This window comes from Candidatus Flexicrinis affinis (genome assembly GCA_016716525.1).
Taxonomy (GTDB): Bacteria; Chloroflexota; Anaerolineae; order Aggregatilineales; family Phototrophicaceae; genus Flexicrinis; species Flexicrinis affinis.
On sequence record JADJWE010000004.1, the window covers coordinates 466028 to 480907 of the forward strand.

General features: G+C 63.5%; 15 protein-coding genes. 8 read left to right on the forward strand and 7 right to left on the reverse strand.

The genetic code is table 11. The features are described from left to right. Window positions 1-91: 91 nt before the first annotated feature. On the forward strand, window positions 92-490 hold the full coding sequence (locus tag IPM16_14415) for a VOC family protein (protein ID MBK9124295.1): 399 nt from the start codon (window positions 92-94) through the stop codon (window positions 488-490). 3 nt (window positions 491-493) lie between these two features. Here the strand turns inward: IPM16_14415 and IPM16_14420 are convergent, their stop codons facing one another. The 3 genes from IPM16_14420 to IPM16_14430 are packed head-to-tail and all read right to left on the reverse strand — an operon-like array spanning window position 494 to window position 3079. Next, entirely contained in the window at window positions 494-1432 is a 939-nt protein-coding gene (locus IPM16_14420) for a class I mannose-6-phosphate isomerase (GenBank protein MBK9124296.1), read from the reverse strand. 22 nt (window positions 1433-1454) lie between these two features. Then, window positions 1455-2444, reverse strand: coding sequence for an FAD-dependent oxidoreductase (locus IPM16_14425; GenBank protein ID MBK9124297.1), 990 nt, complete (start codon window positions 2442-2444; stop codon window positions 1455-1457). Then, window positions 2441-3079, reverse strand: coding sequence for a hypothetical protein (locus tag IPM16_14430; GenBank protein MBK9124298.1), 639 nt, complete (start codon window positions 3077-3079; stop codon window positions 2441-2443). The genes IPM16_14425 and IPM16_14430 overlap by 4 nt, the downstream gene beginning before the upstream one ends. Window positions 3080-3205: 126 nt before the next feature. Between IPM16_14430 and IPM16_14435 the strand changes: the two genes are divergently transcribed. The 6 genes from IPM16_14435 to IPM16_14460 all read left to right on the forward strand — a co-directional run bounded on the left by IPM16_14435 (window position 3206) and on the right by IPM16_14460 (window position 7979). Next, window positions 3206-3514, forward strand: coding sequence for a hypothetical protein (locus tag IPM16_14435; GenBank protein ID MBK9124299.1), 309 nt, complete (start codon window positions 3206-3208; stop codon window positions 3512-3514). 2 nt (window positions 3515-3516) lie between these two features. Then, window positions 3517-4200 (forward strand): SGNH/GDSL hydrolase family protein, encoded by a 684-nt coding sequence (locus tag IPM16_14440; protein ID MBK9124300.1) that lies wholly within the window; start codon window positions 3517-3519, stop codon window positions 4198-4200. A gap of 77 nt (window positions 4201-4277) precedes the next feature. Beyond that, the gene (locus tag IPM16_14445) at window positions 4278-4904 is read left to right on the forward strand and encodes a sulfite oxidase-like oxidoreductase (GenBank protein MBK9124301.1); all 627 of its coding nucleotides are present in this window, start codon (window positions 4278-4280) and stop codon (window positions 4902-4904) included. A 278-nt stretch (window positions 4905-5182) separates the two neighbouring features. Further along, complete coding sequence (locus IPM16_14450; GenBank protein ID MBK9124302.1) at window positions 5183-6223, forward strand: hypothetical protein; 1041 nt, start codon at window positions 5183-5185, stop codon at window positions 6221-6223. A 51-nt stretch (window positions 6224-6274) separates the two neighbouring features. Next, window positions 6275-6814 carry a hypothetical protein gene (locus IPM16_14455; protein ID MBK9124303.1) on the forward strand — a complete coding sequence of 180 codons (540 nt, stop codon included), beginning with the start codon at window positions 6275-6277 and terminating at the stop codon, window positions 6812-6814. 466 nt (window positions 6815-7280) lie between these two features. After that, window positions 7281-7979 carry a response regulator transcription factor gene (locus IPM16_14460; protein MBK9124304.1) on the forward strand — a complete coding sequence of 233 codons (699 nt, stop codon included), beginning with the start codon at window positions 7281-7283 and terminating at the stop codon, window positions 7977-7979. 80 nt (window positions 7980-8059) lie between these two features. Here IPM16_14460 and IPM16_14465 read toward each other — a convergent pair whose 3' ends face one another. The 3 genes from IPM16_14465 to IPM16_14475 all read right to left on the reverse strand — a co-directional run bounded on the left by IPM16_14465 (window position 8060) and on the right by IPM16_14475 (window position 12750). Beyond that, window positions 8060-9835 (reverse strand): PAS domain S-box protein, encoded by a 1776-nt coding sequence (locus IPM16_14465; protein MBK9124305.1) that lies wholly within the window; start codon window positions 9833-9835, stop codon window positions 8060-8062. A gap of 104 nt (window positions 9836-9939) precedes the next feature. Beyond that, window positions 9940-11712: an SH3 domain-containing protein gene (locus IPM16_14470; GenBank protein MBK9124306.1), complete on the reverse strand. Its 1773-nt coding sequence runs from the start codon at window positions 11710-11712 to the stop codon at window positions 9940-9942. Window positions 11713-11808: 96 nt separating this feature from the next. After that, window positions 11809-12750, reverse strand: a complete 942-nt coding sequence (locus IPM16_14475; protein ID MBK9124307.1) for a hypothetical protein — start codon at window positions 12748-12750, stop codon at window positions 11809-11811. Between the two features lie 171 nt (window positions 12751-12921). Between IPM16_14475 and IPM16_14480 the strand changes: the two genes are divergently transcribed. Then, a complete protein-coding gene (locus IPM16_14480; protein ID MBK9124308.1) occupies window positions 12922-13347 on the forward strand; it encodes a M67 family metallopeptidase in 426 nt (141 codons plus the stop codon). A gap of 128 nt (window positions 13348-13475) precedes the next feature. On the opposite strand, the gene IPM16_14485 is transcribed toward IPM16_14480, so the two are convergent. After that, window positions 13476-14633, reverse strand: a complete 1158-nt coding sequence (locus IPM16_14485; protein ID MBK9124309.1) for an SMP-30/gluconolactonase/LRE family protein — start codon at window positions 14631-14633, stop codon at window positions 13476-13478. Between the last annotated feature and the right edge of the window lie 247 nt (window positions 14634-14880).

The window sequence follows — 14880 nt, forward strand, 5'->3', positions numbered from 1 at the left end:
AAAGCGTGCGCCGGCCTGCGCCTTGCCTGACGAATGCAGAGCCGATAGAATTAGAACGCCTGATCTACAAAACTGATGGATGACAACCACGATGCCCGATTCAGCGCCCGTTCTCGGTAAACTGACCCCGATGATTCCCGCCGGCAAAGACATGAACGCGGCGCTCGCGTTCTATGAGCAGAAATTGGGATTTGCGGCGACCTACAAGGCGGATGACTTGAGCATGGCTATACTCCAGCGCAGCGGGGTCGAAATCATGCTCCAGAACTACAATGACCCGCACACGGCCTCGCAGACCGCTTTCCGGATTGAACTGTCTGGGATCGATGCGCTTCATCACGAGTACAAGGCGCAGGCGATCCCCCCGTTTGAGCAGCCCGAAGGTGCCAGCATGACTTCGATACAGTCGACTCCATGGGGTACGCGGGAATTCGCCGTGCGCGACCTCGCCGGCGTGTGCATCACGTTCTACGAACGCCTGTCCGGCTGAACCTCACCCCGGCTGGTTCGAGCGCAGGACTTCCGCCGTGCCGGCCAGCTTGTACGCCCCGACTGCCGCCGGGATCAACACCGACTGCCCGACACCGACCTGAAGCTGATCGCCGTCGGTGCTGACCGTCGCCGCGCCGCGAATGACGCTCAACACGTGAAAGCGGCTGCCGCCGGTGTTGAGCGCAATGGTCTCGCCCAACAGGCGGTGCAAGCGCGTTTCGAAATACGGCCCGACGAACACTGGTTCCCTGTCCGACATGCGCCGAACGTCGGGGCGCAAGTCAAGCTTTGACGCCTGTAATCCTTTGTCGATATGCAGGGCGCGCGGCTTGCCGTCCAGCCCCATCCGGCCCCAGTCGTACAGCCGGTAGGTCTGGTCGCTCGATTGTTGAATCTCGTAGACCAGAACGCCGGGGCCGAGCGCGTGCACCGTCCCGGCGTCCAGATACACCACATCGCCGGCTTGCACTTCGACATAGCGCATCAGGTCTTGCAGCGTATTGCCGGTGATCGCCGCAGCCATCTGCTCGCGTGTCACGCCGTCCTTGACGCCCAGCGCCAGTTTTGCGCCCGCGTCGGCGGCCAGCACGATCCACGCCTCGGTCTTGCCGCGAGGCTCACCCTCGAGCTTTTCCGCCAGCGCGTCATCCGGATGCACCTGCACCGACAGCCATGCGTTGGCGTCGAGGAACTTGAGCAGCAGCGGAAAGCCCTCTTTCGGGTCGCTGGCATCGCCGATCAACGCTGCGCCGTGCTCGGCCAGCAGCGCGCCCAAGGTCTGACCGGCATACGCGCCGTTGGCGACGGTCGCCGTGTCGTGCATCTCCCACGACTCGCCGTACGGTTCATCGCTTGGCAGCGATTTGTTCAGGCTCGTTTCGAGCCTGCGCCCGCCCCACACACGGGTATGCATCGCGGGCGTCAGCAGCATCGGGTACATGGGGACTCCTGTGTTATGCGGCTTACCGCAGCGCGTCGATGATGCGCTGTCCGGCATCCAACCCGCTCAGTGCGGCGCCTTCGACGCGCGGGCTTCCGAACGCGTCACCGGCGAACACCAGCGGGAACGATGTGTCGGCCGCAAGCGATCGCTCGTGGTGGCCGGCCGTCGGGAAGCTGTAGCGCCAGCGTTTCACCTGCGCTTCGACGACCTCGCATCCGTGGGCATACGGCCGCCACTCTTGTTCGAGCATGGCGAGGACGTCGGCGTCGGGCGTGTCGTAGTGCTCGCGGCTGAACGCCTCGTCGGTGTGGAGCGTGAGCACAGTCTGCGTGCTGACCCCTTTGCGGCGGTTGTCGGCGATCCAGTTGACCCAATGGCCGGGCCGTTGTATCGCTCCCGGCTCGGGGATTTGCGCTGGCTTGTCGAGCAGGATCAGACCGCACAGGCAGGGCGCATACATGATGTGGGTGAGAACGTCGATCGTTGTGCCGTTGAGCAACGTGCCACCATCTTGAAGCAGTTTGAGCGACTGCGGTACGGGCGGTGTCATGATCAGCGCGCGCGCGTCGTACTGCGCGCCGGATGTGTCGACCACGCGCCATCCGTCTTTGCCGGCGGTGACCGATGCAACCTGCACGTTGACGCGAATGTCCGCCGCGAGGTTTTCGGCGATCGTCGCGGCGATCTTGTTCATGCCGCCTTTGAAGGCGTAGCGCGGGTAGCCGTCGGCGCGGGTGCTGTCGAGGCTGCCACGGCTCCAGCCGTGCGCCCAGACATAGGCGAGGCCGCTTTCGCGCCAGCCGTTGACGAAGGATTCGAAAACCGGGTCGCGAACGGTGAAGAACTGCGCGCCGTGGTCGGCCAGCCCGCCGCCGATGCGCCGGGTCGCTAGCCTGCCGCCGACGCTGCGGCCTTTGTCGAGGAGGGTCACAGAGCGGCCGGCCCGCGCCAGAGCGTGAGCGGCCATCAGGCCGGACATCCCGGCGCCGATGATGAGAACGTCGGTCATTTGGTCGTCCACAGTTTGCGCATCCATGCCAGCAGGTCGCGCGTGACGTCAGGCGTCAGCCGGACGCTGGCAGCCACACCCGCGGGGCTGAATGCATACACATTGGTCTGATACCGCTTTAGAACGCAGATCAGGTAGTCGCCTTCCCAGCGCGACACGCCCCAAAGGAATGTCAGGCCGCCCTGCCGACGGTCCATCGCCTCAAGCCAGCGCGGCCGGTCGATCGAGCTGGGCCGGTCGAGCGTATACGTGCGGCTGAACATGCCGCTGATGGCGAAGGTGAATTGGGCGAGGTCTTTTGGCGCGTCGATGTCGACCACCATGGAGGCCGCGTCGTCCGGCGCGCTCAGCGTGGCGACCTGATGTGAACTGCGTTCGTACAAGCTGCGGGATTTGAACACGGAGAGCAGGGGCAGGTGCGGGTAGCGATCGGCCAATTCGGCTTCGAGGTCGACCAACCCGTCAAGGAAGCGCTGCAGCAGCCACGGCGTGACCGGCCCGCTGGGGCCGTCGGGCTGCTCCGGTGCGCGATCGGCGGCGTTGGCTTGTTCTAACCCGGCGATCACGCGGCGCACTAGCGCGTTGCTCGGTCGTCTGCGGGTCGCTGCTCCGGTCGGATCGGTAGGTTCGGACATTCAATAAAGGCTTTGTACAGGCGATGCCGGCCATTATACACCGGGCCGCGGGAATCGCAGAAATCTACTGAAGGGGCGCATGCTATAATCAGCGGCCGAACTCGAAGCAAGACAGGGAGCAGTCCAGTGGGATTCTTTCGGCGGCTCTTCGGTGGTGGTGGCCGCGCGGGCGACCGGTACGTCACATACTACGTGCGCCCCAAGCGATGCAGCGAGGTGCTGGCCGTTCGCGTCGACCGCTACAACGACCTGAGCCTCAACGACGACGGCAAGACGTACTTTGCGCGTAAGGTGGCGCGCGGCGAGCGCTGCCCATTCCCGGCCGAGCTGCATATCGACTTCAACGCCAACCGTGTCGAAGTGAAGGTCGGTGTGCAGGACGGCGAACTGGTGGACGAAGCCGCTTATCAGGCGTTTCTCGCACAACGGGCGTAAGCGTGCGCATCGCATTTTTGGGCGCGAGCTTGACCGAAGGCAAGTACGGCGGCGACTGGGTGGCCGCGGCGCGCCCGCACCTGCCCGGGCACACACTGCTCAATCACGGGGTGGCCGGCAACACGGTCAACCGGCTGGTGGAACGAGTGGGCTACGTCGCGGCTGACGACGCCGAAGCGTGTTTCGTGCTGGCCGGCAGCAACGACGCGCTGGCGTACGCGTTCCCGGCAACGCGCCCGTACTACAAGTCGCAGCAGGGCTTGCCGGACGGCTACCTTGAGCCGGACGACTATGCGGCGTACCTGCGCGACCTGCTCAACCAGCTTGCACTCAACCACATTCACGCGCTGGTCGGCCTGCCGCCCATGGAATACAGTCCGGAAGCGGTCGAGGCATCCGCGTTGTTCAACCGGCACACGCGCGAAGTCGCCGAGTCGCTGAACGTGCCGGTGCTGGATATCGCCGCTGCGCTCAACCCGCCGCATGTGCCCAAGCGTCCGCCGCTCACGCTGCAAACCGTGTTTCGCATCGGCGAGCGCATCCAGTCCGGCTGGAATGACTTCGACTCCGAGCGTGCGGCCGGCGGCTACACGTATTCCTTCGACGGCATCCACATCACGCCGGCGGCGGCGGGCGATCTGGGCTGGCGGGTGGCCGATTGGCTGCGCGAACAGCTCGACCTGTAGACCTCACACCCACCACTCATCGCGGCACGGCGCGCCGCTGGTATAATTCCGTTAGTCGATCTGGAGGCATACGACCCATGGGATTGTTTGACGCGCGCAGGACCCGGCGCGAACGCGAAGATGAACTGCGCAAGCAGGGGCGTCTCCCTGCCGGTCAATCGTTGACCGAAGAGTTTCCCGTCCTCACGTACGGCCCGACTCCGCGCTTCAACCCCGAGGTGTGGGATCTTCGGCTGTTCGGGACGATCGCCAACGAGCTGCGCTGGAACTGGGAGACCTTCCAGCAGCTCCCGACCGTGCAGATCACCACCGACATCCACTGCGTGACGCGCTGGAGCAAGTTCGACACGGTGTGGGAAGGCGTGCAGTTCAAGCACATCGCCGAGCTAGCCGGTATGAAGCCGGAGACCAAGCACATCATCGCCCACTGCGACTACGGCTATACGACCAACGTGCCGATCGAGGACATGATGCGCGACAACGTGCTGCTGGCCTACAGATACGACGGCCAGCCTCTCGACCCTGAGCACGGCGGGCCGGTGCGTACGCTCGTGCCGCACCTGTACTTCTGGAAGTCGGCCAAGTTCGTGCGCGCGCTGGAGTTCAGCGTCGAGGACAAGCCGGGCTTCTGGGAGGTCAACGGCTATCACAACTACGGCGACCCGTTCAAGGAAGAGCGTTACAGCCGCCGCGGATTCTTCTAGGGAAGGTTCTCGGTCGTCACGGGCCAATTGTCAGACATGACTGCGGAAGGGGACGCACGTGTCCCCTTTTGTGTTCGGGTGGTTCGCGCTGCAATTTGGCGGCTGTCCTCATCTCCAACTTAGCAGACCGTGAGGACCGTTCGCGCGGACGCCTCGCGCCTTGACTTCGCGAGCGCCAAAATCCTAATGTCGTAGTACTTGAGAGTCATGGTATAACTTCGCAACTCGCGCGGTGATGTGATGCAGATACCGGCGACCTGTCTTAGGAGCGAAAACCTATGAAACGCCAGTACGTTATCGTGCTGACTCTCGTCGTTTGCGCATTTCTCAGCGTGTCCGTATTGCAGGCGCAGGAACCGCGCGCGCCATCCAACGACAACTCCGGCGCGTCGGAGTACATCGCCCTCAATGGCAAATATCGGGCAGACGACATCCACCTTGCGTCGACCGAATTGGGCGAAACCGACTGTGGACTGATCGCCACCAACGGATCGAAAAGCGTGTGGTATCGGTTTCAGGCGCCGTTTTCTGCCACGATCTCCATTTCCACGCTCGGGTCTGTGCTGTACACAAGCGAGTTCAGCGCTGCGACTTCAACGGGCTTGAGCTTGTACGCCAACGATCCGCTGAATCAACTGGACTGCACCTTCTCACTGGGTGGCACGCCCGCACAGCTTACTGACGTGTCGATCAATCAGGGCACGTGGTATTTCATCCGTGTGACCTCGATCGTTACGCCCCTGCCGGGATCATTCTACGTGCTGCGGACCCGAGTCGATTCGGTATCGGGCTTCATATCGGTAGGCGGGGCGAACAAGTCCTTCGAGTCCGGATTGGCGCCGTGGATCGCCAAGAAAGCCAACAACGGCGATCAGGTGGTCTGTGGCACGGGCGACCAATACGTGGGTTCGTGCGCCTACAAGTTCGTCGGCGGGGCAGACGAGGCGACGTCGATCAAGCAGACCTTCCTGTGGCCTACGGCGCAGTTCGTCGGCTTGAAGGACCAGCTTGTCCTCGGTCAGGGCCATATCAAGCGCACCGGGGCCGCGATCAACGTGAAGATCACGCTCAAGGTCGCGTACACGGACGGCACGCCGACCAGCAAAGCGAAGGTGTCGGTCACGACGGCTGGAAGCTATTCGCAGATCAACGTGCAGGTGGAATTGGCGAGCCGCAACGTTTCGACGACGACCTTTCAGGTGAAGAACAAGTCGACCGACGGCACCGTGGTCGTCGATCTGCTTGACGCTTTCTACCTCGCCGGTGCGGTGCGGAGTACCGGCGCTGGTCCGCTGCCTGTTCCAGCGGCGATGCAGTAGTACTGGCCTTGCAGACCGTAGGCAGCGCCATGCCTGCGGTATACTTGGGGCATGTTGAAGATGACGTTCGACAGCCCCGCGCGTACCGTATTCGAAGACCGCCGGATTGGCCTGCGGTTCGCGGCGATGGCGTTCACCGTTGTGAGCGCCATCGCGCTTGGACTGGTTCTCTTTCAGTTCGCCGATGCCGCTGCGGCAGGGTCGGAGCGGTTGAGCGACTGGCGCGTGTTGCTGGTGTTCGGGCTGTATCTGGTGCTGGCCGTGCTGTTCGTCGCGGGCGGCATGTACGCCCTGCTCCTCAGCCGTGGCAGCACGCTGCTGATCGACCGCATCAATGCCGAACTGACGTTGATCTCGCCGCGTGGATTTCGCATGTTGACCGAACGAATCGGCTTGTATAGCGTACGCAGTGTGCAGTTGGCCGGCGAAGAGCACGTACAGGCGCTTGCGCTGGTGCTGGTGCTGCGCGACGGCCGCGTTGTCCCGCTGACAGCCGGCCCGAAGGCTGCGCGTGGACTGCTCGAGAAGCTCGCTGTCGATGTGCAGGATGCGCTCTCGTCACCGCCGCCGGCCGAGCAAGAATCTGCCTAGAAAAAGCTAACGCCCCGCAGCGAGCGGGGCGTTGGTCGATCGGTCCGGGACGGAAAATATCTCTTAAGAGAAGTAGTTGATTGTCCCGGCCTCAATGTTGGCGAGAGTGTACAAATTTGAAACCCGGCGTGCAAGGCAAAATCGCCGGAGGTCTGCGCGAGCAATGCTGAATTATCGATAATTTCTCGACGACTCATGAGGTTTTCACGCGCGACTCATACCGGTCGCAACCGGGCGGCATCGGCGAGCGCCAGACCCCGTGCTCGACTCGCGTTCGCGCGCAGCGATGGCACAACGCGCCAAAGGCTCGAGTCAACGTGCCGGGAAGATTGTGCAATATGCCTATATTGGGCAGTTTATCCAGCGTGATCAGAATTCTAACCCGGCCGGAGATTGAGTGAGTTTCGCCTGAAATGTTGTATACTGTTGGATTATCAGTGCGTTTCTTCATGCTGGGGAATTCGGTATGGCTTCCTCCTTTACCCGAAAACTGCATATCTTAGTCGTGGAGGACGACCCCGACACTGCAAGAGACCTGACCGAACTGCTAGCGCGGTCCGGTCATCGCGGCGCAGTCGCCGAAAGCGGTACCGCCGCACTCGAGTACATTCATTCGCACCATCCTGACCTCATCCTGCTTGACCTCGGCCTGCCTGACATTCACGGGCTGACCTTCCTCAATCGGCTGCGCACCGCCTCGATGCTGCCATTGATCGTCGTGTCCGGCATGGACAAGGATCGGGTTGCCGCGCTCGAGTCAGGCGCGGACGACTTTGTCGGCAAGCCGTTCAACCGGTCCGAGATCGTCGCACGCATCAACGCGTTGATGCGCCGTATCCAGACGACTCCGACCAACGAATCGACCATCGCGGTCGGGCGCATCGAGCTGAATATCCCGCAGCGCCGAGCCAGCATTCGCGGGCGGCGCGTCCATCTCACGCCGATCGAGTACAACTTGCTGTATACGCTGATGCGCAGCGCCGGCCAATGCGTGACGTACAAGGACTTAATCCGGGCGGTATGGGGCGACAGCTACGCCGGCGACTTCTCCGTCCTTCGCGTCAATATCTCGCGCCTGCGCACCAAGCTCGACGACAGCAGTCGGCGCGGGACATCGTGTATCGTCACCGAAGCGGGCGTCGGCTATATGCTGATGGCAAACTAGACCCGGATACCGGGCGAAGCAGTCCATTGTGAGGGCCATGCGAACACGCGTGGCCCTTTCGTTTTCTACCTGTGATCTGCCTAGACGGCCGACACCGCGCCCCGCGCTGCGGGTAGGCGCACCTTGAACAGCGAACCCGCTCCAACTTGACTGGTCACGGAGATGTCCCCGGCGTGAAGATCGACGATGCGCTTGGTGATGGCGAGGCCGAGGCCGGTACCCGGCGACTGAGTCGCAGCATTGCGTGCTCGGAAGAACCGGTCGAACACGCGCGGTAGTTCGGTTTCGCTGATGCCGATTCCACTGTCCTTCACTTCAATCGTGACGTACTCGTCGCTGGCAACGGTTCGGACGGTGACCGTCCCGCCCGCGGGTGTGTAATTGATGGCGTTCTCGATCAGGTTGATCACGGCGTGGTTGAGCAGATCGCCGTCGGCACGAACAGCCGTGACTTCGGGGGACGAGACATAGACGAGGGTCAGCTTCTTGTGCTGCGACTGAACTTCGAGCTGGTCGCACACGCCGGCAATCAGCGAATTGACGTCGACGTTTTCGAAACTCAGATCGGGCACGGTGTCGAGGCGCGCCACGGTCAGCATGTCTTCGATCATTCGGCTCATCCGGCCAACTTGATCGCCGATCTTTGTCAGATGCCGCTGATGATCTGCCGGATCAGCGGACTTCTCGATCAGATATAGGCTTGACCCGATGACGGAAAGCGGTGTCTTCAGATCGTGCGTCATCGTGTCCACAAACCCGCGCAAGAACTCGACGCGCTTGCGCTCCACTTCGAGCTCGATCCGCGACCCTTCCGCCAGCCGTTCGGCCGTGACGTCGATCATCGTACCGAGCAGCGCCGGTTGGCCGTCGTAGTCGATGACCATGCCAGAGACGACCACGTCGACGCGCGAGCCATCCTTGCGGATGGCCCGGTACGGCGCAGTCCCCACCGGGGGCCGGCCTTCAAACCGCCGCTGAATGCGGCCGAAGGCATCGTCGGTGTCGTCCGTGGTCAACACGTCGACCGGGCTCATCCGGTCGATCATTTCCTCCGGCGAATAGCCGAGCATCTGGGCAAAGCTGCGGTTCACGTAGACGAAATCGGCGTGCTGTGCGTCCTTGAGGATGAAGATCCCGAACTGCGCGCTTTCGATCAACGTGCGGAACTTGGCCTCGCTCTGGCGCAGCTCGCCCTCGAAGCGCGTCCGTTCCGCGACCTCCGCTTCGAGTGCACGATTACGTTCGGCTAGCTGGCGATCGCGCTGCAAGATGCGTTCGAGGTTCATGGTGATGCTGCGCGCGCTGTACAGTACAAGCGTGGCTGTCATCATATAACTGGCCGCGTAGACGAACCAGTTCGATGCCGCATAGGCTGAATAGAGTTCGGGTGAAACGAACTCCATGGCGCCCGGTAGTTGAGGGCTGATGAAGAACAGTATCGTGACGCTGATCACGCTCGCGACGGCGAAGTAGGCGCTGTAGATAGGCCGCAGCAGGATTCCGGCCAGCAGCACGATGATCGTTTGAAGCGCCGGGTACGGGCTGAGGATCCCGCGCGTGACCAAGCTGTAGCCAAGTGCAACGATCCACTCCATGATGAGGAAGTAACGGGCGACGCGATCGACATGGCCGAGGCGCAACCGCCACAACGCAAACACGGTGAAAGCCGTTAGGGCTGCAATGCTGAGGACGTTTCTAGCCCGATCTCCTTCGAAGAACGAAAAGAAGATCAGCGTCGCAATCAGCATGACCAGCATGATCAGGAGCAGGAAGTGCAGCACCCGTGCCGCGTTCGTCCGCTCGAAATCCCCTTCAAACCGAGGCGGCGCAAGCCACCTCCTGACGCTGCCGAACATGGGGAGACACCCCTACCGTATCGCGCGTGTCGCGCACATCACTTATGATGACACGAGTGCGTGCGTCGTGATAGTTTAGTTTGGATTCAAGTACACGTCAGCGACTACTGCTTGGTGAGTACGCGCGCGCTGCCGATTACCTCAGCTGCCCAGCCGACGTTGCCCTCCGGCGTTCGCACCTGCCACCAGGTTAGGTCGTCGGCCTCGACCGGGCCGTCGACAATGCGCAGGACGGTCCCCGTCGGCAGCAGCAGTACAATGTCGAAATCCAACCCCGCGCCGTTGCGCAGCCGAAGCGCCTCCAGCGTGTCGGGCAGGGTGACGAGTGCCGTATCCCCGACCGCGAGGCCGGTGCTGACGACCGGATTGGCTGGCGCAAATTCGTCCTCGATCGGGGCGCTGTCCACGCCGGGGACAAGCGTGCGCCGCCCGTCTGCCTCTTCGACCGCCCAGCCCTGCCGCCCGTCCGTGAGCCGGATCTCCCACCACGTGAAGCCGTCGGCGTCGCGCGGGCCGTCCAGCACGTCGACCACCTCGCCGGGGCGCGCTTTCGCCCGGATCTGATAGACGGTACCAGCGTCCGACCGCACGTTGAGCGAGTCGCCGTTGGTCGTCGCCACGGTCGCCTTGCCGCCGATTGTCAGCGCATCATCCTGCACCGACCCGGCAGCGATCAGCGTGGGCGGCGGCGCGAGCGGCTCGACCAACTGCGACCATGCCGCCGCGCCGAGCGTGTCCGGCCAGTACAGTACGGTTGGGTCGGAACTGCCGGCCCACAAGATGCGTGGCGGTAGATCGGAAAGCGTGCCTGTCCACAGCACGGCGGGCGCGCCTTCTCCCGCGAGGTCGAGGCTGACGGCCATTGGCGCGGCGTCGCTGTTGAGCGTGACGTAAAGCAGTCCGTTGGCGGTGCCGGCAACGTCGTAGATGCGCTGATTCTCAGGCATACCGGCGACAGGTTGGCCGGCGCGGTCGATCAAGGTCCACGTCTCGCTGAAACCGTCGGTTGTGCCCACCGCGATCCACACGCCGCCGCGCACGAAGCGGGGCGCGAGCAGTGTGTGTTCCGGGCTGAGGTAGAACGGCGCCGTTTCGCTGGTCAGCGGATTGACGCGCATGAGCACATTATGGTGGGCGTCGGGCAGGAAGGCCTCAGTGCGGGGGAGGCGTTCGTCGGTTCCGGCGCGGATGACCTCGCCCGAGCCGGGGTACACGTCGACGAATGGTGTCGCGTAGGCGGGCGACGGGGCGAGGTTCCCGGTCAGCGTGTCCCACGTGAAGCCCGGGTACGAGGCGGCGCGTGAGACCGCCAAATCATACACGGTGAAGCCGATCGTGCCGCCCTGACGATGGTCGACCGGCACCGGCAGGCTGTCCGGCGTGCGCGGCACCGAGCCGAGCTGCGGATCGCGATCGGTGATGCGGGCGGCAATCGCGAAGGCCGCGATGTCGATGACCACCAGCTCCCAACCCTCGTCGGTCATGTACCCGAGCGCAAGCCGCCGCGAATCCGGGCTGAAGGCGGCACGCGGGGCGAGGCCGAGGCTGGTGAACGTCATGCCTTGCGGCGCGAAGTTGGCGATCAACTGCTGGTCGGAGAGGCGCAGCACGGCGACGGCGGGCTGGACGTAGCCTGCCCGGTACACGACATACGCGGCCGTCTGCCCGTCGGGCGCAATGGCGACTTCGTCCGGCGACACGGTTGCGAAGCCGTCCGGCACCGGCAGCGCGATCGTGCCCAGCGGCCCGCTGGTGTCGATGGCGGTCAGCGCGCCTCGGTCGGGATGCAGCAGCCACGCGCGGAACGGATCGGCTTGCCCGGAGGCGGGCGCGATCAGTACGACGAGGAGTACGCAGACGAGGGTCCAACGGCGCATGAGTCACCCGAAATGAAGAACGGAACAGGCGTATTCTAGCGCGCTGGCTACATTCAGTCAGCCACAGGCGGTGAAACGGATGGGGAGCGCTCCCAGTTACCGGTATTCGCTGGTTTCGCCCTTGCGGCGCGCGATAGCCTCGAGAATACGCTTGAGCGCGTGTTCCTTGTCGCTGCCAAACCGCGAAGCGTAGTGCTCCGCGAGCTGCGTCGTGTTGCCCTGCGCGCGCAATGCGGCGGCAGCCGCGTCGTCATAGGCCATGTGGGCACGGCCCCGGCGCAGGTTCATTTCCATTCGCCGCTCATACGAGCGCAAGTCGAACGGGTCGAGGTTGATCGCCTGCGTATACGCGTCGGCAGCCTTGTCCAGCAGCCCGCGCACGGCGAACAAATCGCCCATGACGCGGTGCGGGCGGGCCATGTCGCGCCCACCTTCGAGCGCGCGCCGGATCATCGCGGCGGCGTGCGTCCAGTCCATCGCGAGGATCGAGGCCTCGGCGTTGTCGCAGAACCCGTCGATCTCGCCGGTATCCATGCGCGTCTGACCGAGCGCGTCGGACGTGTCGCCAGCAGGCAGCGACCACAGGTCGCCCTCGGTGTCGGCAGTAGGGATGTACTTCTCGACGAGGGTATTCAGACGTTCCAGCGCCGGGTAGGGTTGATAGGGTTCGAGCCGCACGACTTGCAGCTTGGGCAGTTCCTGCAGCAAGCCGACCAGATGCGCCTTGTCGCGTTCGTAGGTGAACTGGTCGACCAGCACCGGCACCACGACGCAGTTAGAAGAGAACGCGACGGTGATCATCACACGCAGTTCGTCGTCGGTCTGTGCGCAGCGCTCGAGGTCGCCCGGGCCGAGCACCAGCACGAATACTCGACACGCCCGAACAGCCGCTAAGGTCTGCGGACGGCCCAGGCCGGAGTTCATGTGATCAATCAGCGCCCGACGGTTGTGGTGCACGAGCGACTGATGGGTCAACGTCGCCGCAGCCCAGCGCGGTCCACGCCGGTACGCCACCACGATGTCATATATTTCGTTCACGTCGGCGCCTGCCAAATCTTCAGGAGATTCAGGCGTGTGGTCGCAGTCTCACACACCTCCATAATAACGAAGTCCTTCAAATCCGCAACCAGTACGCGTGGCCCATTGACCTTGCGACACACTCATGTGCGCGCTATCCTGAGCGCCACCAACCCCTTGCCGGAGTCATCCATGGACGTCTACCTTTCAGCCGCACTGCAGCAGGACATCTTCGCTCAAATGCGGGGCACGTATCCCAACGAAGGCGGCGGTTTCCTGTTCGGCACCCTGCAGCCTGACGGCGTCGTCGTGCAAGCCATCACACAGGTCGAGAACGTGTTCGAGGCCGAGGAGCAGTACCATCGCTACGCCATGACCCCGCAAGACTGGATGCACCTCGAGGACGAGGCGGAGTCGCGCGGCCTGACCCTCGTTGGTTACTATCACAGCCATCCCGACAGCCCGGCCATCCCCTCCGTGTTCGACCGCGATCACGCCCTGCCGAATTTCACCTACATCATCACGCAGGTTCAGGACGGCGAGGCGATCGACATGCGTGTGTGGCGCCTCAAGGACGACCGCACCGCCTTCGACCCCGACACGCTGATTATCCGGTAGAAGCTGTCCGGGAAGAATGTGGAGTCTTCGCCTCCACATCTCCACCAGAGGGCGCACTCTTGCCGGGGTTTGGGGCGGAGCCCCGATACAACTTCGTTTAGGAATACGTCAATTTGGCTCGCGCCGGATCACGGCGCGAACCCCGTGATGCGCAGCAGCGATCCGGTGATGCGCGTGAGCCCGTCCGGCCCGATGATAGGCCGGCCCGGCGTGCCTTGTCCGACCGACACGTACAGCGCGCCGTCGTGATAGGTCAGGTTGGTCGGTTCGTCCAACCCTTCGGCAAGCCGGATCGGCGTGCGACCGTCCACCGGGTACATCGTGACGCGCCCGCTGAAGCGCGGGTAGCCGCCGGCGTCGGGTGGGGCATTGCGGTCATGTACCGGAAAATCGCGCGGCATCTGCGTCGTCGGCCAGCCTGTCGCGAACTCCGCGACATAAATGTTGCCGGCGTCGTCCACGGCGACATCCACCGCCGTCGTCAGGCCGGTGATCTCGTCCCGCCATTCCCCGGTCTCCGGATTGAGGCGGACGACTTTCGCGGCTTCCGGCATGTAAGCGATGACCGTCCCGAAGTAGTCGCGGTTCTGCCCGGAGAGCAGCGCCACCAGCAGGTCGCCGGTCGTCGGGTCGAGCGCAAGCCCTGCTGGGACGGCCTGCTGACCGCCGGCGAGGTTCTTGAACACGACGATCGGCGTCAGGTTGCCGTCCACTGTCAGTGCGCTGACGCGATTCATGCCGCTCTCGGCGATGTACAACACGTCGCGAACCGGGTCGTAGGCGATCGCGTTGATCGTGGCGCCGCCATAGTGCACAAGGCGCGGACGCCACTCCGGCTCAGGTGACAGGCTAAACACGCCGATGGTGCGCGGCGCGCCATCGGGCAAATAGCCTGCCTGCGGATCGTCCTGCGTGAAGAAGATACGACCGTCGTCCAGCACGAAAATGTCGCCGAGGCCGCCGACCTCGTCCTGTCCGCTGCCGTACTCGGTCAGCGCGTTGTAGCCGCCGATGCAGCACATCACGGTGCGGCGCTCGTTGATGTCGTTGTAGTCGCCGTCCCCATTGAGGTCGTCGAAGACGCTGATCCGGCCGTCCGAGAAGTCGTAGCCTGCGGCGGCGCCGGCCTCGGCGACGATCAACCGGCCATCGGGCAGAACGGCGACCCCGCGCGGGTTGCGCAGCGCGCTAGCGACGTTCGTCACGGTGACGGGCTGCTGGGCGGCCGAAAGGTGGGCAAGCGCGTACAGGGCGAACAGGGAGGCGACAAGGGATTTCCGCAGCATAACAACCCGACTTCGTGGTGAGACTCGACGGCCCCGACTGTAGCACACCGCTGCGGCGATCCGTATGTCCGCCGGGTGGCGCGTAAGTCCGCGCATGCGCGCGAGACCGTAACCGGTTCGTGACCGCCGCGCGTACGAGCGCTTCGCCTGAGAGTGTCCTGAACGCTGTACCCGCACTCTTGCAAAAAACCAGCCGAATCAGTAACGTTTACGCATGGCATTCACACGCTCGTCCACCCGCCGTATG